The sequence below is a fragment of the Burkholderia sp. BCC1999 genome (assembly GCF_905339975.1).
Lineage (GTDB): Bacteria > Pseudomonadota > Gammaproteobacteria > Burkholderiales > Burkholderiaceae > Burkholderia.
This window is the reverse complement of sequence record NZ_CAJPHP010000037.1, coordinates 25,544-42,604: the sequence shown is the minus strand read 5'-3', so window position 1 is coordinate 42,604 and position 17,061 is coordinate 25,544. Positions and strand designations below refer to the sequence as shown.

Sequence of the window (17,061 nt, the reverse complement as noted above, 5' to 3'; positions counted from 1 at the left end):
AACTTCGCGTTCCCGGCAGCGCTGCGTTTTCAGCAGCAGAGAAGCGAGATTATGAACCGTGTTTCGCAGCTCGTCAACAACTTTTTACACTACATCGTTGCGACTGCGGGGCTCAACTTCCTGCACCGCCGAGGCCCGTACCACCAAGCCTCAACAGCACCGCTTCCCTTCCCTCCCGCGCTGCGTTTCCGTTAGCGCGAAAGAGGCGTGATTGTAGGCACCGTCCTCGAACTGCGCAAGGGGTTTGGCGCAACTTTTTTACAAAAGCCGCATTTCGGCCGGCCAGGCATGTCCGGGCACGAGACCGCTTATGGTGCAAAGAACGGACTAGAATGTGAGGTTCTTCGCCTCTTTCTATATACGTCTTTAATATGCGCCAGCGAATCGCCAAACGCCTCCCCCCCGATGCCGACAAACTGGTCGGTCTGTCGCTTGCGCTCTTCGCCTCGGGCAGCCGCATCGAGGATCGCTTCTGGGAAGCGAAGCTCGACGCGCTGCTCGCCAAGATTGTCCGCAACGGCAACCAGACCACGCTCGACGCAGCGCTCGACCATCTTCAGCAGAATCACCCCGATGCATACGGCGCGCTGGCCGACATGGCCGAGACGCACAGCGAGTCGATGGTGATCGAGCACGACGGTCAACCGTACGATGCGCTGCTGGTCGCGGTTCCGGTGCTCGCATGGACGCGCTACATGATTCCGTCGGGCCCGCTCAAGGGCGACGTTGCCGACGCGCTGCGAACGCACCTGCAGGCGCATGTCCTCGCGAACGGCACGCTCGTCGGGCTCGCGCCGTTCCTCTACAGCATCGACCAGTTGCCGCGGCACCACGTCGAGACCTACCGACTTGCGCAGCAGCTCGCGCACGCGGCGATCAGCCAGCACACGCCCAAGCTGAGCTTCGGCGACCTGCCCGAAACGTCGCCGATCCTGGCCGACCCGCGCTTCCTTCTTGCGGTGGTCGCCGCCCCTGCCGGCGCGCCGCTGTTCCGCTGGCAAGAAGAAGAGAACGGCAGCAGGATCGAACGCGGCCAGTGCCTCGAGCAGTGGACGGCCCAGGGCGGTCCGAACCTGTCGATCGCCCTGCCCGGCTGCGAATTCGAATGCCTGCTTCCGGACGCGTACTACTCGGCCTGCCGCGATGCGGACGAGCGCATTCGTCCGCACACGGTGCGAACGGCCATTCGTTATCTGTTTGACACACTTGGTGCGGCGCCGCAGGAGTTGCGCGCGGTGGTCGCCGGCTTCGGCGAACGCCGTATCGACGAGTATCGTGTCGGCTTCACGCGGCGTGCGAGCAATGACGTGATCTACGGCGTCGTATGGCCGCTGTACGGCCGCGAAAACGGCGACGTGTCGATCGACAACGCGACGCTCGAAGGCGAAGCGCCGATGGACGGGCCGCTCGAGGAAATCGTGAGCCTGCTGAAGGAATGCGGCGTAACCGACGTCCGCAGGCACGCGGGCCGCTTCGAACCGGAATACTGCGACGACTGCGGCGTGCCGCTCTACGCGGATCCGCTCGGCGAAATCGTCCATGCGGAAATGCCGGAAGACGCATCGCCCGCCCAGCCGCACTTCCACTGACCCGATGCCGCAGGCCTCCCGGCCTGCCGGTCCGAAGCCGCTCCCGGTTCCCGCCGGAGCGGCTTTTTTCTTGTCCGATCGTTTTCCGCCCGAAATTTCAGACAATTCCTAAGCCTTTCAGCCTAGCAGACATCGTGTAAGGTCTTTGTCATTATCGGGGCCAACGTATGCCCGACAGCAATCAATGACTCACCCTTACGGAGATTGAATATGCGGTTCCTGATACTCAATTCAGACGCCGAGCGGCGTGATGGACTGAAGGCCCTGCTGCGGCAGATCGACCGTCACGCCAGCATCAACGATGCGCCGGACGGTTTCCAGGCGCGCCGCCTGCTGCGTGCCCAGCGCTTCGACCTCGTCGCAATCGACTGGCTCGACGTCGGCCGGCTCGGCGAGCTTCAGGCGCTCTGCAGTGCATGCTCGCCGACACCAGCAGCGGTGCTGGTCGACGAAGCGCCGCCCGACGCCGTCCAGCGCTTCTTCAACCATGGTGTCGCGGGCGTGATCCCGCACTCCACGCGGCCGCATCTGATCGTGCGAGCACTGGAGATCGTGCTGCTGGGTGGGCACTACATTCCGCCAAGCGCGCTCAGCCTGCTGCCCTCCGTGACTGCGGCACGCCACGATGCCCATTTCCAGACGCTCGCCGGATCGCTTGCCCGCCGCCCACCGAGCGGCCTGCTGTCGCCGCGGCAAGCGCAGATCATGCGCTTCGTCCACATGGGCAGCACGAACAAGATGATCGCCCGGACGCTCGGCATCAGTGAAGGGACCGTGAAGATCCACCTCGCCAGTATCTTCCAGCAGCTCGGTGCCGCGAACCGCGCCGCCGCGGTCGCAATCTACAACGGTTGGCTGTCACCGCATCTCGAGGTGCTGCTGGCGAACCGCAACCGCGCACGCAAGCCGAACATCGGCGAACGCGGTCCGGTTCCGCTGCGCGCACAACGGAATGACCATCCGTACCCGGTGCCAGCCGCGAACGCCGGCGCGCAGGACCTGCCAACCGCCGCCGAGCCGCCGGCACGGTTCCGGCGCGAGCGCTAGGCGAACAGTCTCGATATTGCGACGGTCGGTATGTGCGAATTCCCACCTTTGATGCTCAACGAGTAATATGAACGCATGGGTTTTCTTTTCACACCGCTCCCGCTCTGGGTTGGCATCGGTGGCTGGATCGCCGCCGTGGCCCTGCTCGCGCTCGCGCTCTGGAAGCGCCCGTTCGTGCGCCTGCAGGACGCCACGCTCCAGCACGTGTGGCTCGCGCTCGTCACCGCGATTTCGGTCCTCTGGGCGTCGAATGCCTGGCTCGAAGACGGCATCGTCATGCATCTGCTTGGCGCCACGCTGCTCGTCACACTGTTCGACTGGACGCTTGCACTGATCGCGATGGGCGCCGTCACGGCGGTTGCCGCGATCATCTTCGACGCGCCATGGCAAGGCATTGGCCTGACCTATCTGATCTACGGTGCGCTGCCTGTCGCCGTGTCGGCGTTGCTGCAGCGCGCCGCGCTCGCGTGGCTGCCGCACAACCTCGCATCGTTCATCACCGGGCAGGGGTTCCTGTCGCCGGCCATCGCGATCGTGGCGGTCGCCGCCGCGGCAGCCGGCGTCCAGCTCGCGCTCGCGGATGGCGTACCCGTCGTGATTCCTGCCGGCTATCTGCTGAACACCGCACTGCTCGCGCTCGGCGAAGCGTGGTTCACGGGCATGGCGACGGCACTCATCGCCGTCTATCGCCCTGCGTGGGTCACGACCTTCGACGTCCGGCGCTATCGCCTCGGCGGCCCGCGCGCCTGAATTTCCTCCGGACGCGCGCACGTTTCAACCCATACCGTCGGCTCCTTCCGCGGCGCGGCAGAATACGCCACCTACTGCCGCACAACTTTTTTACGCTAAGATTGAACTCCTGTTCTTCATCGGGCATCTATACGTGCCCGATGTCTCATTCGCTCCTCACCAATAACCAGATGGACAGCTCTCCTGCCTCGCTCCGGTTTTTCCGGGCGCTCGGCAAGCTGGCAGCCTGTATCGCGGGCCTGTCGCTTGCGCTTCCCGCACCGGCATTCGCCGACCTGCTCGACCAGCGCTCCGAACTGATCAACAAATTCGTCAACGAAATGCACGCCGATCCGCTCGCTGCCGATTGCGCGGCGCACGGCAGCTTCATCGCCAGTACGTCGACGGCATTCGACCGCGTCGACTTCGCACCGAACGCATTCGACAACGGCAACGCGACGATCACACCGTGGAACGACTCGTTCGACCAGGGCAAGCAGCGCGTGAAAGTCGATAACATCGTCACGGTCGACGGCCAAGGCATCCACAGCGACGGCAGCGACCCGACGCCGCTGAAATTCCGTTGCGGCTACGTCGGCCAGCAAATGCTCGCGTTCAGCTGGAACGACCCCGTTCCGCCGCTGAAGCCGCGCGCCGAACGCTCGTCGTCATCGACGAAGAAGTTCAAGGGCAAGACGCACCGAGGCAAGGCGAAGGCATCGGGCCGTACCGGCAAGAAGGCCGCCGCCACGAAAAAATCGAGCGGCCAGAAGAAGGTCGTGAAGAAGAAGACCGCGAAGAAGTCCTGATACGACCGAGCGGCAACCACAGACGCAAAAAAGCCGGGGCATCCTGAGATACCCCGGCTTTTTTCATACGACGACGATTCGCTTACGCGAACGTGTCGACGTGCACCAGGATCGCGGCCAGCATCGCCGCGCCAAGCGCCGCGCTGCGCTCGCCATTCCAGCCGACGCGCTCGTCGGGCAGGTTCGCGTTGTCCTTGAACGGCATCTCGAGCGTCAGCGACAGGCAACCGAACTGATGGCCGATGTACTTCGACGCGAGCTTGAGTGCATCTTCCTTGTACTTGCTTGCCGCATAACCGTGCTCGGTCTGGAAGTCGGGGCTCGCGACCTTGAACGCGTCGATGAACGCGGTCTGTTCCTTGCCCTGCTGCTCGGTAAAGCTCGGCAGCATCTCCGAACCGGCGACGAACACGTACGGCAGATCCTCGTCGCCGTGAATGTCGAAGAACATGTCGCAGCCGATCGCATGGATCGCGTCGCGCACGGCCAGCACCTCGGGGCTGCGTTCGGCATCCGGAGCCATCCACTCGCGATTCAGGTTCGCGCCTGCCGCGTTGGTGCGCAGGTTGCCATGCACGCTGCCGTCCGGGTTCATGTTCGGGACGATGTGGAACGTCACGCGATCGTAGAGCTTGCGCGCAACCGGATCGCCGGCCCAGTCACCCCATCCTGCCAGCCGCTTGACGAGCCCCTCGACGAACCACTCGGCCATCGACTCGCCCGGATGCTGGCGCGCGATGATCCACACCTTCTTCTTCGGTGCGTCGTCGGTTTCCGGCGTGCCGAGCGTCAGCAGCGACATCGGACGGCCTTCGACCGTGCGGCCAAGCTCGACGACGCTCGCCTGCGGCAACTGCTGGACCGCACCGAGAAACGCCGCGTGGCGCTCTTCCGAGTACGGTTCGAAATACGCGTAATAGATGCTGTCGAACTCGGGCGTATGGTCGATGGTCATCGTCTTGCCGTCGAACGTCGTCGGCACGCGGAACCAGTCGACCCGGTCGTAGCTCGCCACCGCATGGTAGTTACGCCAGCCCGACGGATACGCGCATTCAGCGGCATTCTCGAACGTCATCACGCACCGCTCGCCACGCGCGCCCGTCAAGCGGTAGTAGAACCATTGCGCGAATTCCGAGCGGTTGTCGCCGCGCACGCGCAGCCGGATCGCATCGGGACTGTCGCACGACACGACGTCGATTGCGCCTGCGTCGAAATTGCTGGTGATCGAAAGGGCCATCTGTCTCTCCTTGGTCGACCGGAACAGGCGGTGTAGCGCTTGCCCGGCCTCATGCATGCGCCGGCCGTCTCGTGAACGGCCGGCTGGGTCACTCGCCGACTCGCCGGCGATATACGTAAGTGGAATCGTTCGATGCAGCCGCGTCGAACGCATAGCCTTCCGTCGCGAAATCCTTCAGCGTCTTCGGGTCGGCAATCCGGTTCTCGACGATAAAGCGCGCCATCAGGCCGCGCGCACGCTTCGCGTGGAAGCTGATGATCTTGTAGCGGCCGCCCTTCCAGTCCTCGAACACCGGCGTGACGACGGGCGCGGCCAGCAGTTTCGGCTTGACCGACTTGAAGTATTCGGTCGACGCGCAGTTGACCAGCACACGTGCCGCGCCGCTGCGCGTCTCGAGCTGCTCGTTCAGCGCCCGCGTGATGCGGTCGCCCCAGAACGCGTACAGATCCTTTCCGCGCGCGTTCGCGAAACGCGTGCCCATCTCGAGCCGGTACGGCTGCAGCAGGTCGAGCGGACGCAGCAGCCCGTAAAGGCCCGACAGCACGCGCACGTGCTGCTGCGCGTAGTCGAGATCGGCCGACGACAGCGATTTCGCGTCGAAACCTTCATAGACGTCGCCGTTGAACGCAAGCACGGCCTGCTTCGCATTGGCCGGCGTAAAGGTTCGCGACCAGTCTGCGTAGCGCTGGAAATTCAGGCGCGCGAGCGGGTCGGAAATATCCATCAGCGTCGCGATGTCCTGCGGCGACAGTTTGCGCAGGCCGTCGATCAGCTCGGACGCGTCGTCGACGAATGCAGGCTTCGTGTAAGACTGGACATGCGCGGGCGTATCGTAGTCGAGGGATTTGGCTGGAGAGAGAACGATTATCATAGAGGCTCGCTGGCACGCCGTGCCTTGCGGTCAGACGAAAACCACCGATTGTAACGAATGACCCGCTCTCTCGCCCCGCATGCCGCACACCGCGTCGTGCTCGACTCGAACGTCTGGATCGACATCCTCGTATTCGACGACCCCGCTACGCGCCCGATCCGGGCCGCGCTCGAAAGCGGCGCGCTCGCCGCCGTGATCGACGGCCGCTGCCTGACCGAGCTCGAATACGTGCTCGACTATCCGCAGTTCCAGTCGCGTGCCATCGACAAGGCGGCCGCGCTCGCGACCGTCGCCCGCCTCGCCAGCCTCGTCGAGCCGCCGCCCGTCGACGCCGACGCGCCGCCACTGCCGAAGTGCAAGGACCGCGACGACCAGAAGTTTCTCGAACTCGCCCGCGCCGCGCAGGCCGAGTGGCTCGTGTCGAAAGACCGCGCGCTGCTGAAGCTCGCGAAACGCACCGCACGCGACTTCGGCTTCCGGATCGCGCAACCCGCGCCGTTTACCGAGGCCTGCGCGCTCGACGCCGCGCCGGCCGCGACGACCACGCCGGCCTGACCTACGCCGCACCACCCGAATTCGACCGTATCGATGAACGCTCCTTCAGACATGCCAATGACTCCCGTTTTCCCCTCGCGCCTGCCGAACGTCGGCACGACGATCTTCACGGTCATGAGCGCGCTTGCCGCCGAAAAAGGCGCGGTGAACCTCGGCCAGGGCTTCCCGGATTTCGATTGCGATCCGCGCATCGTCGACGCGGTCGCGGCCGCGATGCGCAACGGGCACAACCAGTATCCGCCGATGGCCGGCGTGGCGCCGCTGCGCGACGCGATCGCCGACAAGATCGCGCAGGTCTACGGCCGGCGCTACGATCCCGCCACCGAGATCACCGTGACGGCCGGCGCAACGCAGGCGCTGCTGACGGCGATCCTGTGCGCGGTGCATCCGGGCGACGAAGTGATCGTCGTCGAACCGACCTACGACAGCTACCTGCCGTCGATCGAACTCGCCGGTGGCACGCCCGTCTTCGTCACGCTCGAGGCGCCCGACTATACGATCCCGTTCGACCGGCTCGCGGCCGCGATCACGCCGAAGACGCGGATGATCCTGATCAACACGCCGCATAACCCGACGGGTACCGTGTGGCGCGAGGCGGACATGCGCAAGCTCGAGGACATCGTGCGCGGCACCAATGTGCTGATCCTGTCGGACGAAGTGTACGAGCACATGGTCTATGACGGTGCGCGCCACGAGAGCGTCGCGCGCTACCCGGAACTCGCCGCGCGCAGCTTCATCGTGTCGAGCTTCGGCAAGACCTATCACGTGACGGGCTGGAAGGTCGGTTATGTCGCAGCGCCTGCCGCGCTGACCGCGGAATTCCGCAAGGTCCACCAGTTCAACGTGTTCACGGTGAATACGCCGATGCAGATCGGGCTCGCCGACTACCTGCGCGACCCGGCGCCGTACCTGTCGCTGGCCGGCTTCTACCAGAAGAAACGCGACTTCTTCCGCGCCGGCCTCGAGCGCACGCGCTTCAAGCTGCTGCCGTGCCCGGGCACGTACTTCCAGTGCGTCGATTACTCGGCGATCAGCGACCTGCCCGAAGCGGAATTCTCGAAGTGGCTCACGTCGGAGATCGGCGTGGCGGCCATTCCGGTGTCGGCGTTCTATCACGAGCCGCACGAATCGGGTGTCGTTCGCTTCTGCTTCGCGAAGCAGGAAAGCACGCTCGCGTCCGCGCTCGAACGACTCGCCCGCCTGTAAGTTCCGCACGGGCGGCCACCCGCCGCCCTGCGGAAACCGCGCTTACGAGCGCGCGACGCTCGTCGCTTCGATGTACGCCTTGCGCTCGGCGGCCACGCGTTGCGCGGCCGGACGATCGCCGACCTGCTTCGCGTGCGCCTTCCAGTCGATGCCGGCGTCGAGCAGGAAATCGCGTCCGAATATGGCCTTCGTCGCCATCCCGATGACCGGCAGATGAACCCACGCGGCGATGTCCGCGAGGCCGAACGATTCGCCGAGCACGTACGGCGAAAACTGCGTCATCTGCTTGAACGCATCGATCGCACGCGGCAGACGCTTCTCGACGTGCGCCTTCATCCCGTCACTGACCTTGCCGCCGAAAAACGCTTCCGTATAGACCTCGCGCGCCATCCATTCGAGATACAGCTCGAGCGTCTCGACCAGTTCGCGCACCTTCGCGGCCGTGAACGGGCTCGCCGGAAAAATGCCTTTCTCGGGATAGCGCGCGGCGAGGTATTCGATGATCACCTGCGACTCGAACAACGCGCCTTCTTCGGTCTTCAGGAACGGAATCTTGCCGAGCGGCGAATCGACGAGCTGGGCCGGATCGCTGATCGGCAAACCGCACACCGACTCCTCGAACGGAATGTCGTGCTCGAGCAGCACGAACTTCACCTTGTTGTAATAGTTGGACAACGGAATACCGCACAGCTGTAGCATCGGAGTCTCCTTCCTTGCTGAAGCGCAGCCGCGACGGTGGCGGCCGCATCGGGATTCATCGCGCTGAAAAGCACGTTCGTGCTAGTCTAAAGCAAGTTTTGCGTTCGCCACGACAACATTACATCTGCTGCGGCAACCGTTCCGACTGCCCGCGCAACATGCGCGGCGCCGCCGCCACGCCATCCGATGGAGACACACACGCATGAGTGCTGAACTGCTGGCCTCGCGTCCGCCCGAGAGCGATTCGACGCTCGTCCTCACGCTGTCCAATCCGGGCGCGCGCAACGCGCTGCATCCCGACATGTATGCGGCCGGCATCGAAGCAATTGCCACCGCCGATCGCGATCCCGCGATTCGCGCAGTCGTACTGACGGGCGCCGATCGCTTCTTCTGTGCAGGCGGCAACCTGAACCGGTTACTCGAGAACCGTTCGAAAGATCCGTCCTACCAGGCCGACAGCATCGACCAGCTCGCCGCATGGGTCGCGGCGATCCGCGCCTCGACGAAACCGGTGATCGCAGCCGTCGAAGGCGCCGCGGCCGGCGCGGGCTTCTCGCTCGCGCTCGCGTGCGACCTGATCGTCGCCGCGCACGACGCCAAATTCGTGATGTCGTATGCACGCGTGGGGCTCACACCGGACGGCGGCGGTTCGTGGTTCCTCGCGCGCGCACTGCCGCGCGCGATGGCGGCCGAGATCCTGTTCGAAGGCAAACCGATCACCGCCGAGCGCCTGCATGCGCTCGGCGTCGTGAACCGGCTCGCCGTGCCCGGCGCGGCACTGACCGACGCGCTCGCCTGGGCCGACGCACTCGCCAGCATCTCGCCGAATGCGCTCACGCGCATCAAGTCGCTGCTCGACGATGCGACGACGCAACCGCTCGAATCGCATCTCGGTACCGAGCGCGATCATTTCGTCACGTCGTTGCATCATGCGGACGGGCTCGAAGGTATCACCGCATTTATCGAGAAACGCCAGCCGCACTACAAGCGCTGATCCGCTCCGTCCGCTCTCGACACGCCGCGGCGGCGCCCTGTCGCCAAGGCGATCGAAACCGCGCAAAAAATGCCCTGACACACGCCATGCACGACGTCGGCGACGCACGCCACGTCGCCCACGCACACGCATCCGCAGGCACGTTTCCGTCGCCAGCAGCCCGCGTCGATCCATGCTCTAATGACCGCCTGTCGCGGCGCTCCCGGCGTCGCTTTCGCGCATGCAACCAAGGAGTTGACGATGATCGACGTCTATAGCTGGGCGACCCCGAACGGCCACAAGGTGCACATCATGCTCGAGGAAACGGGCCTCGCATACCGTGCACATCCGGTCGATATCGGCGCTGGCGACCAGTTCAAGCCCGATTTCCTGAAGATCAGCCCGAACAACAAGATTCCGGCCATCGTCGATCCGGACGGCCCCGGCGGCAAGCCGATCTCGCTGTTCGAATCGGGTGCGATCCTGATCTATCTCGCGGAGAAGACCGGCAAGTTCCTGCCGACCGATCCGGCCGCGCGCTATGCGACGCTTGAGTGGCTGATGTTCCAGATGGGCGGCGTCGGCCCGATGCTCGGGCAGGCGCACCACTTCCGCCTGTATGCACCGGAGAAGATCGAGTACGCGGTCAACCGCTACACGAACGAAGCGAAGCGCCTGTACAACGTGATGGACAAGCGCCTCGGCGAATCCGAATATCTCGCGGGCGACGCGTACACGATCGCGGACATTGCGACGTTCCCGTGGACGCGCTCGTGGCAGAACCAGGGCGTCGTGCTCGACGCGTTGCCGAACGTGAAGCGCTGGTACGACGCGATCGCCGCGCGACCGGCCGTGCAGCGCGGCGTCGAAGTGCTCGCGTCGATGCGCAAGGCACTGCAGGACGACAAGGCACGCGAAGTGCTGTTCGGCGCGACGCAATACGCGAAGCACTGACACGCATGTGACGTGACAGGCAGGGCGGCATCCGTGCCTGCCGCCCCGCGCTTCAGAAGTAATGCAGCGTGATGAACTCCGCCGCGCACACCAGCAGCGGCGCATCGGGACGCTCGGCCTGGATCGACACCGACCACGTCACCTGCGCGCCGCCCTGCGCGGCATCGGCGGTTTCCTTCACCGCAAACAACGCGCGCACGCGTGCACCGACCGGCACCGGCTTCAGGAATCGCACGCGATTCAGTCCGTAGTTCACGCCCATCTTCTGCTCGAAGCGCATCGCATCGGTCATCAACGCGGGAATCAACGACAGCGTCAGGAACCCGTGCGCGATCGGCCCGCCGAACGGCGACTCGCGTCGTGCGCGTTCGGGATCGACGTGGATCCATTGATGATCGCCGGTCGCGTCGGCGAAACCGTCGACACGAGGCTGGTCGATCGCGATCCAGCCGCTCGCGAGCGGCTCCGCGCCGACCCGTGCCTGCAGCGCCTGCGCCGATGCGATCAGCGGCAAGGTCACGTCCGTCATGCGCTTGCCCGTCCCGGATGGCGCAGCCCGAAGAGCACCTTCGTGTGCACGCTGATCACCGTCTCGCCGGCTTCGTTCGTGCCGACCCACTCCGTCGACACGATGCCGCGGTCGGGCTTGCTCTCCGACACGCGCTTGTCGTGGACCTTCTGGTACATCGTGATCGTGTCGCCGGCCCGCACCGGCTTGAGCCAGCGGATCGAGTCGATGCCCGGCGAGCCCATGCTGGTCGAATCCGGCCCGAGCTTCTTGATGAGCAGGCTCATGAACACCGAACACGTATGCCAGCCGCTCGCGACGAGCCCGCCGAAATGCGATGCCTTCCCGGCTTCCTCGTCGAGGTGGAACGGCTGCGGGTCATAGCGTTTCGCGAACGCCTTGATGTCGTCGGGCTCGAACGTGTAGCGGCCCACTTCGGTGGTGCTGCCGACCACCAGGTCTTCGTAACTGATACCCACTTGCAAGTCTCCTTGTCTGGCGCGCTCGCGCGTCGCCGTCATGCCGCGTCGGTCTGCGCGAAATCGGGCAGCGCCGCGATGCGGGCAAGATGATGATCGGTGTCGCCAAGCGTCGTCTCGATGATCGTCAGCCGCTTGAACAAATGCGCGGCGGCGACCTCGTTGGTCACGCCCATGCCACCGTGCAACTGGACGGCCTGCTGGCCGACGAAGCGTGCGGCCGCACCGACACGCGCCTTCGCGGCCGATACGGCCTTGCGCCGCGCATCGGGGTCGCCGCTCGCATAGCGCACTGCCGCCAGATAGGTCAGCGAACGTGCCTGCTCCGCATGGATCAGCATGTCGACCATCCGGTGCTGCAGCGCCTGGAAACGCGCGATCGGCACGCCGAACTGCTCGCGCGTCTTCGTATATTCGACCGTCGCACGATTCAGTTCGTCGAGCGCGCCGACCGCTTCCGCGCACAGCAGGAACGTCGCGTAGTCGGCAATCTGCTCGAGCGCCGCCGCGTCGCGCGCACCGCCCGTCAGCAATCGGGCCGGCGTTTCGTTGAATTCGATCGTCGCGGCACGCTGGCCGTCGATCGTCCGGTAGTCGGCCACCTTCGCGTTCGCCGCATCGCGTTCGACGACGAAAAGGCCGATGCCGCCACCATCGACGCGCGCAGGCACGATCCACGCATGCGCCTGTGCGCCGTGTTGTACGACCGACTTGGCGCCAGTCAGCCGGTACGTGCCGCCCTGTTCGCGCGCGTGCGTGTCGAGTTCGTACAGGTCGTAGCGCGCATGCGGTTCATGGAACGCGACCGCCAGCCGCTTCTGCCCCTGTGCGACGGCCTCCAGCAGCGCCGCATCCTCGCCCGCGCCGGAGCCGGCGATACGCAATGCCTCGACGCCGACCGCCGTGGCCCAGTACGGCTCGATCACGAGCGCGCGGCCGAGCTCCTGCATCACGACCAGCATGTCGACGGGGCCGCCGCCGAAGCCGCCCTGTGCGTCCGGCACGGGCAGCGCGGTCAGCCCCAGTTCCGTGAACGCACCCCATTGCGTGTCCGATACGCCCGTGTCGCTGCGCACGATCGCCTGGCGCGCGTCGAAGCCGTATTGCTCGCCGAGATAACGGCGCAGCGCATCAGCGAACTGCTGCTGCTCATCGGTAAAGCTGAAATCCATGGTTGTCTCCGTTCCCTGATCACAGCCCCAGAATCATCTGCGCGATGATGTTCTTCTGGATCTCGTTCGAACCGCCGTAGATCGACGTCTTCCGGTAATTGAAGTAGTACGCGGCGAGCGGCGCCGCATCGTCGTCACCCGCGATGCTGTGCTCGCGCTCGCCGTCGAGGAACGGCACGTCGAACGGCGCGGCGAGCGGGCCGATCGCGTCGACCATCAGTTCGGTAAGCGCCTGCTGCACCTCGGTGCCCTTGATCTTCAGCATCGATGCCTCGGGGCCGGGCCCCTTGCCGCTCGTCTCGCGGCTGACGACGCGCAGCACCGTCACCTCGAGCGCCATCAGCTCGACTTCGAGCGCCGCGACCTTCGCGGCGAACACCGGATCGGCGAGCAAAGGCTTGCCGTTCTTGCGCTGGTTCGACGCCACGCGCTTCAGGAACGCGAGTTCGCGCTTCGATGCACCGACGCGCGCGATGCCGGTTCGCTCATGGCCGAGCAGGTATTTCGCATAGGTCCAGCCGCGGTTCTCGTCGCCGACGAGGTTCTCGACCGGCACCTTCACGTCCTCGAAGAACACTTCGTTGACCTCGTGGTCCTCGTCGAGCATGACGATTGGCCGCACCGTGATGCCGGGCGTCTTCATGTCGATCAGCAGGAACGAGATGCCCTCTTGCTTCTTCGCGGCAGGATCGGTGCGCACGAGGCAGAACATCATGTCGGCGTACTGGCCGAGCGTCGTCCAGGTCTTCTGGCCGTTGACGACATAGTGGTCGCCGTGGCGCTCGGCGCGCGTGCGCAACGAGGCGAGGTCGGATCCCGAACCGGGCTCCGAGTAACCCTGGCACCACCAGTCGGAACCGTCGAGTATGCGTGGCAGATAGTGGCGTTTCTGTGCTTCGCTACCGTACTTCATCAGCACCGGCGCGACCATCGATACGCCGAACGGCAGCACGGTCGGCGCACCGATCCGTGCGCACTCCTCGTCCCAGATGTGCCGCTGCGTCGCGTTCCAGCCCGGGCCGCCGTATTCGACGGGCCAGGCAGGCGCGGACCAGCCGCGCTGGCCGAGAATCCGGTGCCAGCTCGCGAAATCCTCGCGGTCGAGTCGTTTGTGATCGAGTACCTTGGCGCGCAGTGCATGAGGCAGGTTGGCCTCGAGCCAGGCGCGGACGTCAACGCGGAACGCGTCGTCGGCGGGGGAATAATCCAGATCCATGCGCAGTGTCTCCTGTCCGCGGCCGTCCAGCCCGGCCAGGACCCACTGCGTACGTCATTGCAGCGGTTCTTTCAGCGCGGCAGGAATCGGCAGCGGCATCACGTCGATGCCTTCTTCGGCCAAGGATTGCGCATCTTCGGGCGTCGTGACGCCACGAATGCTGCGTGCGGGCGCCTCGTTGTAATGGATGCGCCGCGCTTCCTCGGCGAAGCGCTCGCCCACGTTCTCGGTCTTCTCCAGCACCTCGCGCAGTGCGCGCATCACCTGCGCCTGCAGCGCACGCGGATCGGCCGGCTGGGCCTGCGTCGCGCCCGACAGGTTCAGGCGCGGCGCCGACGGCAGGCGGTTGACCTCGGTCGTCCCGCACACCGGACATTCGACCAGCTTGCGGGACAACTGCGCTTCGAATTCATCGGCGGAAGCGAACCAGCCTTCGAACCGATGACCGTGCGGGCACTGTAAATCGAGGACCTTCATGCTGAATCAGGGCGTGTGACGAGTGTAGCGCAAAAAGTGATTTTGTGAACGATCGTGCTAAATCCCGATCGCGCGGCACGAGCGCACCGCGTCACCGGATTGTAACGCGGCGCCCCACCCGCCGCTGACGCCACGCTCAGGGGGTCACGACCGGCCCGAGCGGCCAGGTGCCGGACAGCACCTTGTCGAGCCACATCGTGCCGATGATCGTCTTCACGTCGGTGATCTGGCCGGTGCGCACCCATTCCTGCAGGTCGGCTTGCGTCGCCGTAAAGGTTTCGAGGAATTCGCCTTCGTCGAGCTTGCGTTCGCCGGCCGTCAGCCCGCGCGCAAGGTACAGGTCGATGAATTCGGTCGAATAGGAAATGATCGGGTGAATGCGGGCCAGGAACACGTATTCGCGTGCCGTGTAACCCGTTTCCTCGCGCAGTTCGCGCACGGCGCACGCGAGCGCGCCTTCGTTCGGATCGAGCTTGCCGGCCGGGAATTCGGCCATCACCTTGCCGATCGGATAGCGATACTGGCTTTCCATCAGCACGCGGCCGTCGTCGAACAGCGGGATCACCATCACCGCGCCCGGATGCTGGACGTATTCGCGCGTGGCCTTCTTGCCGTCCGGCAGGCGGACGGTATCGCGCTTGAGCTTGAGGAACGAGCCTTCGAAAATCGCCTCGCTCTCGAGGCAGGTTTCGGTCAGTGCGGCGTCGTGATTGGGTAGTTCGGCCATCGGCGGGCTCCGGAGGGATGAGCACGCGACGGCCGAAGCCGTCAGCGTCGTTTGACGAGATACTGGAACGTGAAGCCGGGGAACGCGAACACGACGAAGAGACTGAACGTGATCGCGTAAAACTGCCAGCCTTGTTCGAAGCGGTTGCCGGCGCGCGACTCGAGCCAGAAGCCGAGCGCGCCGACGATGAAGTACAGCACGATCAGCTCGCCGATCCGCACCCACGCACTCTTCTTCGCCGCGCCGAACGGCACGACGGCGAAGAGGCGTTGGTTCAGGAACGGCAGGTTGGCGCACACGAGCGCCAACAGCACGATAAACCAGCCGGCTGCCGACATTACAGCGGCAACGTGTGACGGATTGCCTGCAGGCAGGCCGTCAGCAGCGGGCTCGGGATCAGGCCGAGCACGACGACCGCCAGGCCGTTCAGCACGAGAATCGTGCGCTTGCAGAAATCACCCGAGATCGGCGTCGAATCCTGCGGTGCATCGAAGTACATCAGCTTCACGATGCGCAGGTAGAAGAACGCGCCGAACAGCGACGTGATCACGGCCAGCACGGCCAGCCACGTGAGGCCCGCGTTGACGGTCGCCTCGAGCACGGCCAGCTTCGCGTAGAAACCGACGGTCGGCGGAATGCCCGCCAGCGAGAACATCATGACCATCATCACGAACGCGAACACCGGGCTGCGCTTGTTGAGGCCCTTGAAGTCGTCGATCGTATCGGCTTCGAAATCGCGGCGCGCGAGCAGCATCACCACGCCGAACGAGCCGAGCGTCGTGATCAGGTAGACGATCGCGTAGAACATCGCCGAGCTGTAGGCGTTCGCCGGCGCCGCTGCGTCGCCCTTCACGATGCCCGCGAGCAGGCCGAGCAGCACGAAGCCCATGTTCGAGATCGCCGAGTACGCGAGCATCCGCTTGATGTTGCGCTGGACGATACCGGTGATGTTGCCGACGATCAGCGACAGCGCGGCGAGGATCACGAGCGCGGTCTGCCAGTTCTGTGCGAGCGGCAGCAGGCCCATCACCAGGAAGCGCAGGCCCCACGCGAACGCGGCAACCTTCGGGCCGCCACCGACGAACAGCGTCATCGCGGTCGGTGCGCCTTGGTAGACGTCCGGCACCCACATGTGGAACGGCACGGCGCCGAGCTTGAACGCGATACCGGCGACGATGAAGACCACGCCGAACATCAGCACGGCTGCATCGGTGTTGCCGCTGACCGCCTTGTACACCTCGCCCAGCTCGAGCGAGCCGGTCGCGCCGTACAGCATCGAGATGCCGTACAGCACGAAGCCCGACGCAAGCGCGCCCAGCACGTAGTACTTCATCGCGGCTTCGCTCGACTGTGCGGCGTCGCGGCGCAGCGCGATGACTGCGTACAGCGACAGCGACATCAGTTCGAGACCGAGGTACAGCGTCAGGAAGTTGTTGCCCGACACCATGACCAGCTGGCCAAGCAGCGAGAACATGCCGAGCAGGAACACGTCGCCGCGGAACATGTCGCGATCTTCGAGGTACTTGCGCGAATAGACGAGCGAGACCGCGAAACCGAACGACACGACAGCCTTCATCATGCTCGCGAACGAGTCGACGACGACCATCTTCGAGAAGAAGTAGTACTGCTGCGGGTCGAGTGCCTGCACCGCGAACCACACGCCGGCGACGACCGACGAAACAACCGCGATCAGATAGGTCAGGCGGCGGCCGGAAGCACCGGTAAAGGTGTCGTTCAGCCATGCGACGACGATGGCGGCCATCACCAGCGCGTCAGGCAACAGGACATTCATAGGAGCGTTCATGATCTAGAG

Annotated in this window: 20 protein-coding genes; 9 read left to right on the top strand and 11 right to left on the bottom strand. The window is 64.9% G+C overall.

The features are described 5' to 3' along the window. The 5 genes from U5809_RS33530 to U5809_RS33510 form a co-directional block, all read left to right on the top strand. The coding region (locus U5809_RS33530) for a hypothetical protein (RefSeq protein WP_322089695.1) at nt 1-195 on the top strand (195 nt) is incomplete at its 5' end. Between the two features lie 176 nt (nt 196-371). Then, the gene (locus U5809_RS33525) at nt 372-1,589 is read left to right on the top strand and encodes a DUF2863 family protein (protein WP_322089694.1); all 1,218 of its coding nucleotides are present in this window, start codon (nt 372-374) and stop codon (nt 1,587-1,589) included. A 210-nt stretch (nt 1,590-1,799) separates the two neighbouring features. Next, a complete protein-coding gene (locus U5809_RS33520; RefSeq protein WP_322089693.1) occupies nt 1,800-2,636 on the top strand; it encodes a response regulator transcription factor in 837 nt (278 codons plus the stop codon). 75 nt (nt 2,637-2,711) lie between these two features. Then, on the top strand, nt 2,712-3,386 hold the full coding sequence (locus U5809_RS33515) for an energy-coupling factor ABC transporter permease (RefSeq protein WP_322089692.1): 675 nt from the start codon (nt 2,712-2,714) through the stop codon (nt 3,384-3,386). Between the two features lie 140 nt (nt 3,387-3,526). Beyond that, entirely contained in the window at nt 3,527-4,174 is a 648-nt protein-coding gene (locus U5809_RS33510) for a BspC domain-containing protein (RefSeq protein ID WP_322089691.1), read from the top strand. An 82-nt stretch (nt 4,175-4,256) separates the two neighbouring features. Here the strand turns inward: U5809_RS33510 and U5809_RS33505 are convergent, their stop codons facing one another. Together U5809_RS33505 and yaaA are read right to left on the bottom strand one after the other, a co-directional pair. Then, complete coding sequence (locus U5809_RS33505; protein ID WP_322089690.1) at nt 4,257-5,411, bottom strand: M14-type cytosolic carboxypeptidase; 1,155 nt, start codon at nt 5,409-5,411, stop codon at nt 4,257-4,259. A gap of 88 nt (nt 5,412-5,499) precedes the next feature. Beyond that, entirely contained in the window at nt 5,500-6,282 is a 783-nt protein-coding gene (gene yaaA, locus U5809_RS33500) for a peroxide stress protein YaaA (RefSeq protein ID WP_322089689.1), read from the bottom strand. Between the two features lie 57 nt (nt 6,283-6,339). On the opposite strand from yaaA, the gene U5809_RS33495 reads away from it, so the two are divergent. Both U5809_RS33495 and U5809_RS33490 read left to right on the top strand, forming a co-directional pair. Next, nucleotides 6,340-6,837: a putative toxin-antitoxin system toxin component, PIN family gene (locus U5809_RS33495; protein WP_322089688.1), complete on the top strand. Its 498-nt coding sequence runs from the start codon at nt 6,340-6,342 to the stop codon at nt 6,835-6,837. A gap of 33 nt (nt 6,838-6,870) precedes the next feature. Beyond that, entirely contained in the window at nt 6,871-8,043 is a 1,173-nt protein-coding gene (locus tag U5809_RS33490; protein WP_322089687.1) for a pyridoxal phosphate-dependent aminotransferase, read from the top strand. Nucleotides 8,044-8,085: 42 nt separating this feature from the next. Here U5809_RS33490 and U5809_RS33485 read toward each other — a convergent pair whose 3' ends face one another. Further along, complete coding sequence (locus U5809_RS33485) at nt 8,086-8,742, bottom strand: glutathione S-transferase (RefSeq protein ID WP_322089686.1); 657 nt, start codon at nt 8,740-8,742, stop codon at nt 8,086-8,088. Between the two features lie 202 nt (nt 8,743-8,944). Here U5809_RS33485 and U5809_RS33480 point away from each other — a divergent pair, with 202 nt between their 5' ends. Both U5809_RS33480 and U5809_RS33475 read left to right on the top strand, forming a co-directional pair. Beyond that, the gene (locus U5809_RS33480; RefSeq protein WP_322089685.1) at nt 8,945-9,736 is read left to right on the top strand and encodes an oxepin-CoA hydrolase, alternative type; all 792 of its coding nucleotides are present in this window, start codon (nt 8,945-8,947) and stop codon (nt 9,734-9,736) included. Between the two features lie 240 nt (nt 9,737-9,976). Further along, nucleotides 9,977-10,669: a glutathione binding-like protein gene (locus U5809_RS33475; RefSeq protein WP_322089684.1), complete on the top strand. Its 693-nt coding sequence runs from the start codon at nt 9,977-9,979 to the stop codon at nt 10,667-10,669. A 52-nt stretch (nt 10,670-10,721) separates the two neighbouring features. Here the strand turns inward: U5809_RS33475 and U5809_RS33470 are convergent, their stop codons facing one another. The 8 genes from U5809_RS33470 to nuoN form a co-directional block, all read right to left on the bottom strand. Further along, nucleotides 10,722-11,198: a MaoC family dehydratase gene (locus U5809_RS33470; protein WP_322089683.1), complete on the bottom strand. Its 477-nt coding sequence runs from the start codon at nt 11,196-11,198 to the stop codon at nt 10,722-10,724. Continuing rightward, nucleotides 11,195-11,656 carry a MaoC family dehydratase gene (locus tag U5809_RS33465; protein ID WP_322089682.1) on the bottom strand — a complete coding sequence of 154 codons (462 nt, stop codon included), beginning with the start codon at nt 11,654-11,656 and terminating at the stop codon, nt 11,195-11,197. Before U5809_RS33465 ends, U5809_RS33470 begins: the two co-directional genes overlap by 4 nt. Nucleotides 11,657-11,694: 38 nt before the next feature. Beyond that, nucleotides 11,695-12,828 (bottom strand): acyl-CoA dehydrogenase family protein, encoded by a 1,134-nt coding sequence (locus tag U5809_RS33460; RefSeq protein ID WP_322089681.1) that lies wholly within the window; start codon nt 12,826-12,828, stop codon nt 11,695-11,697. A gap of 19 nt (nt 12,829-12,847) precedes the next feature. Next, nucleotides 12,848-14,044: an acyl-CoA dehydrogenase family protein gene (locus tag U5809_RS33455; RefSeq protein ID WP_282505627.1), complete on the bottom strand. Its 1,197-nt coding sequence runs from the start codon at nt 14,042-14,044 to the stop codon at nt 12,848-12,850. 54 nt (nt 14,045-14,098) lie between these two features. Then, nucleotides 14,099-14,521, bottom strand: a complete 423-nt coding sequence (locus U5809_RS33450) for a DUF1178 family protein (protein ID WP_043188814.1) — start codon at nt 14,519-14,521, stop codon at nt 14,099-14,101. A gap of 136 nt (nt 14,522-14,657) precedes the next feature. Then, nucleotides 14,658-15,248: an NUDIX domain-containing protein gene (locus U5809_RS33445; protein ID WP_124453087.1), complete on the bottom strand. Its 591-nt coding sequence runs from the start codon at nt 15,246-15,248 to the stop codon at nt 14,658-14,660. A 41-nt stretch (nt 15,249-15,289) separates the two neighbouring features. Beyond that, nucleotides 15,290-15,586 carry a DUF2818 family protein gene (locus U5809_RS33440; protein ID WP_034190810.1) on the bottom strand — a complete coding sequence of 99 codons (297 nt, stop codon included), beginning with the start codon at nt 15,584-15,586 and terminating at the stop codon, nt 15,290-15,292. After that, the gene (gene nuoN, locus U5809_RS33435; protein ID WP_282507521.1) at nt 15,586-17,040 is read right to left on the bottom strand and encodes an NADH-quinone oxidoreductase subunit NuoN; all 1,455 of its coding nucleotides are present in this window, start codon (nt 17,038-17,040) and stop codon (nt 15,586-15,588) included. The genes U5809_RS33440 and nuoN overlap by 1 nt, the downstream gene beginning before the upstream one ends. Between the last annotated feature and the right edge of the window lie 21 nt (nt 17,041-17,061).

What these genes read in the sequence shown, in the direction of transcription:
- U5809_RS33440 (WP_034190810.1), bottom strand. Translation starts at nt 15,586, where the DNA reads ATGTCGGCAGCCGGCTGGTTTATCGTGCTGTTGGCGCTCGTGTGCGCC.
- U5809_RS33515 (WP_322089692.1), top strand. Translation starts at nt 2,712, where the DNA reads ATGGGTTTTCTTTTCACACCGCTCCCGCTCTGGGTTGGCATCGGTGGC.
- U5809_RS33485 (WP_322089686.1), bottom strand. Translation starts at nt 8,742, where the DNA reads ATGCTACAGCTGTGCGGTATTCCGTTGTCCAACTATTACAACAAGGTG.
- U5809_RS33520 (WP_322089693.1), top strand. Translation starts at nt 1,800, where the DNA reads ATGCGGTTCCTGATACTCAATTCAGACGCCGAGCGGCGTGATGGACTG.
- U5809_RS33525 (WP_322089694.1), top strand. Translation starts at nt 372, where the DNA reads ATGCGCCAGCGAATCGCCAAACGCCTCCCCCCCGATGCCGACAAACTG.
- U5809_RS33470 (WP_322089683.1), bottom strand. Translation starts at nt 11,198, where the DNA reads ATGACGGACGTGACCTTGCCGCTGATCGCATCGGCGCAGGCGCTGCAG.
- U5809_RS33495 (WP_322089688.1), top strand. Translation starts at nt 6,340, where the DNA reads ATGACCCGCTCTCTCGCCCCGCATGCCGCACACCGCGTCGTGCTCGAC.
- U5809_RS33445 (WP_124453087.1), bottom strand. Translation starts at nt 15,248, where the DNA reads ATGGCCGAACTACCCAATCACGACGCCGCACTGACCGAAACCTGCCTC.
- U5809_RS33480 (WP_322089685.1), top strand. Translation starts at nt 8,945, where the DNA reads ATGAGTGCTGAACTGCTGGCCTCGCGTCCGCCCGAGAGCGATTCGACG.
- U5809_RS33490 (WP_322089687.1), top strand. Translation starts at nt 6,871, where the DNA reads ATGAACGCTCCTTCAGACATGCCAATGACTCCCGTTTTCCCCTCGCGC.
- yaaA (WP_322089689.1), bottom strand. Translation starts at nt 6,282, where the DNA reads ATGATAATCGTTCTCTCTCCAGCCAAATCCCTCGACTACGATACGCCC.
- U5809_RS33460 (WP_322089681.1), bottom strand. Translation starts at nt 12,828, where the DNA reads ATGGATTTCAGCTTTACCGATGAGCAGCAGCAGTTCGCTGATGCGCTG.
- U5809_RS33505 (WP_322089690.1), bottom strand. Translation starts at nt 5,411, where the DNA reads ATGGCCCTTTCGATCACCAGCAATTTCGACGCAGGCGCAATCGACGTC.
- U5809_RS33475 (WP_322089684.1), top strand. Translation starts at nt 9,977, where the DNA reads ATGATCGACGTCTATAGCTGGGCGACCCCGAACGGCCACAAGGTGCAC.
- U5809_RS33455 (WP_282505627.1), bottom strand. Translation starts at nt 14,044, where the DNA reads ATGGATCTGGATTATTCCCCCGCCGACGACGCGTTCCGCGTTGACGTC.
- U5809_RS33450 (WP_043188814.1), bottom strand. Translation starts at nt 14,521, where the DNA reads ATGAAGGTCCTCGATTTACAGTGCCCGCACGGTCATCGGTTCGAAGGC.
- U5809_RS33510 (WP_322089691.1), top strand. Translation starts at nt 3,527, where the DNA reads ATGTCTCATTCGCTCCTCACCAATAACCAGATGGACAGCTCTCCTGCC.
- nuoN (WP_282507521.1), bottom strand. Translation starts at nt 17,040, where the DNA reads ATGAATGTCCTGTTGCCTGACGCGCTGGTGATGGCCGCCATCGTCGTC.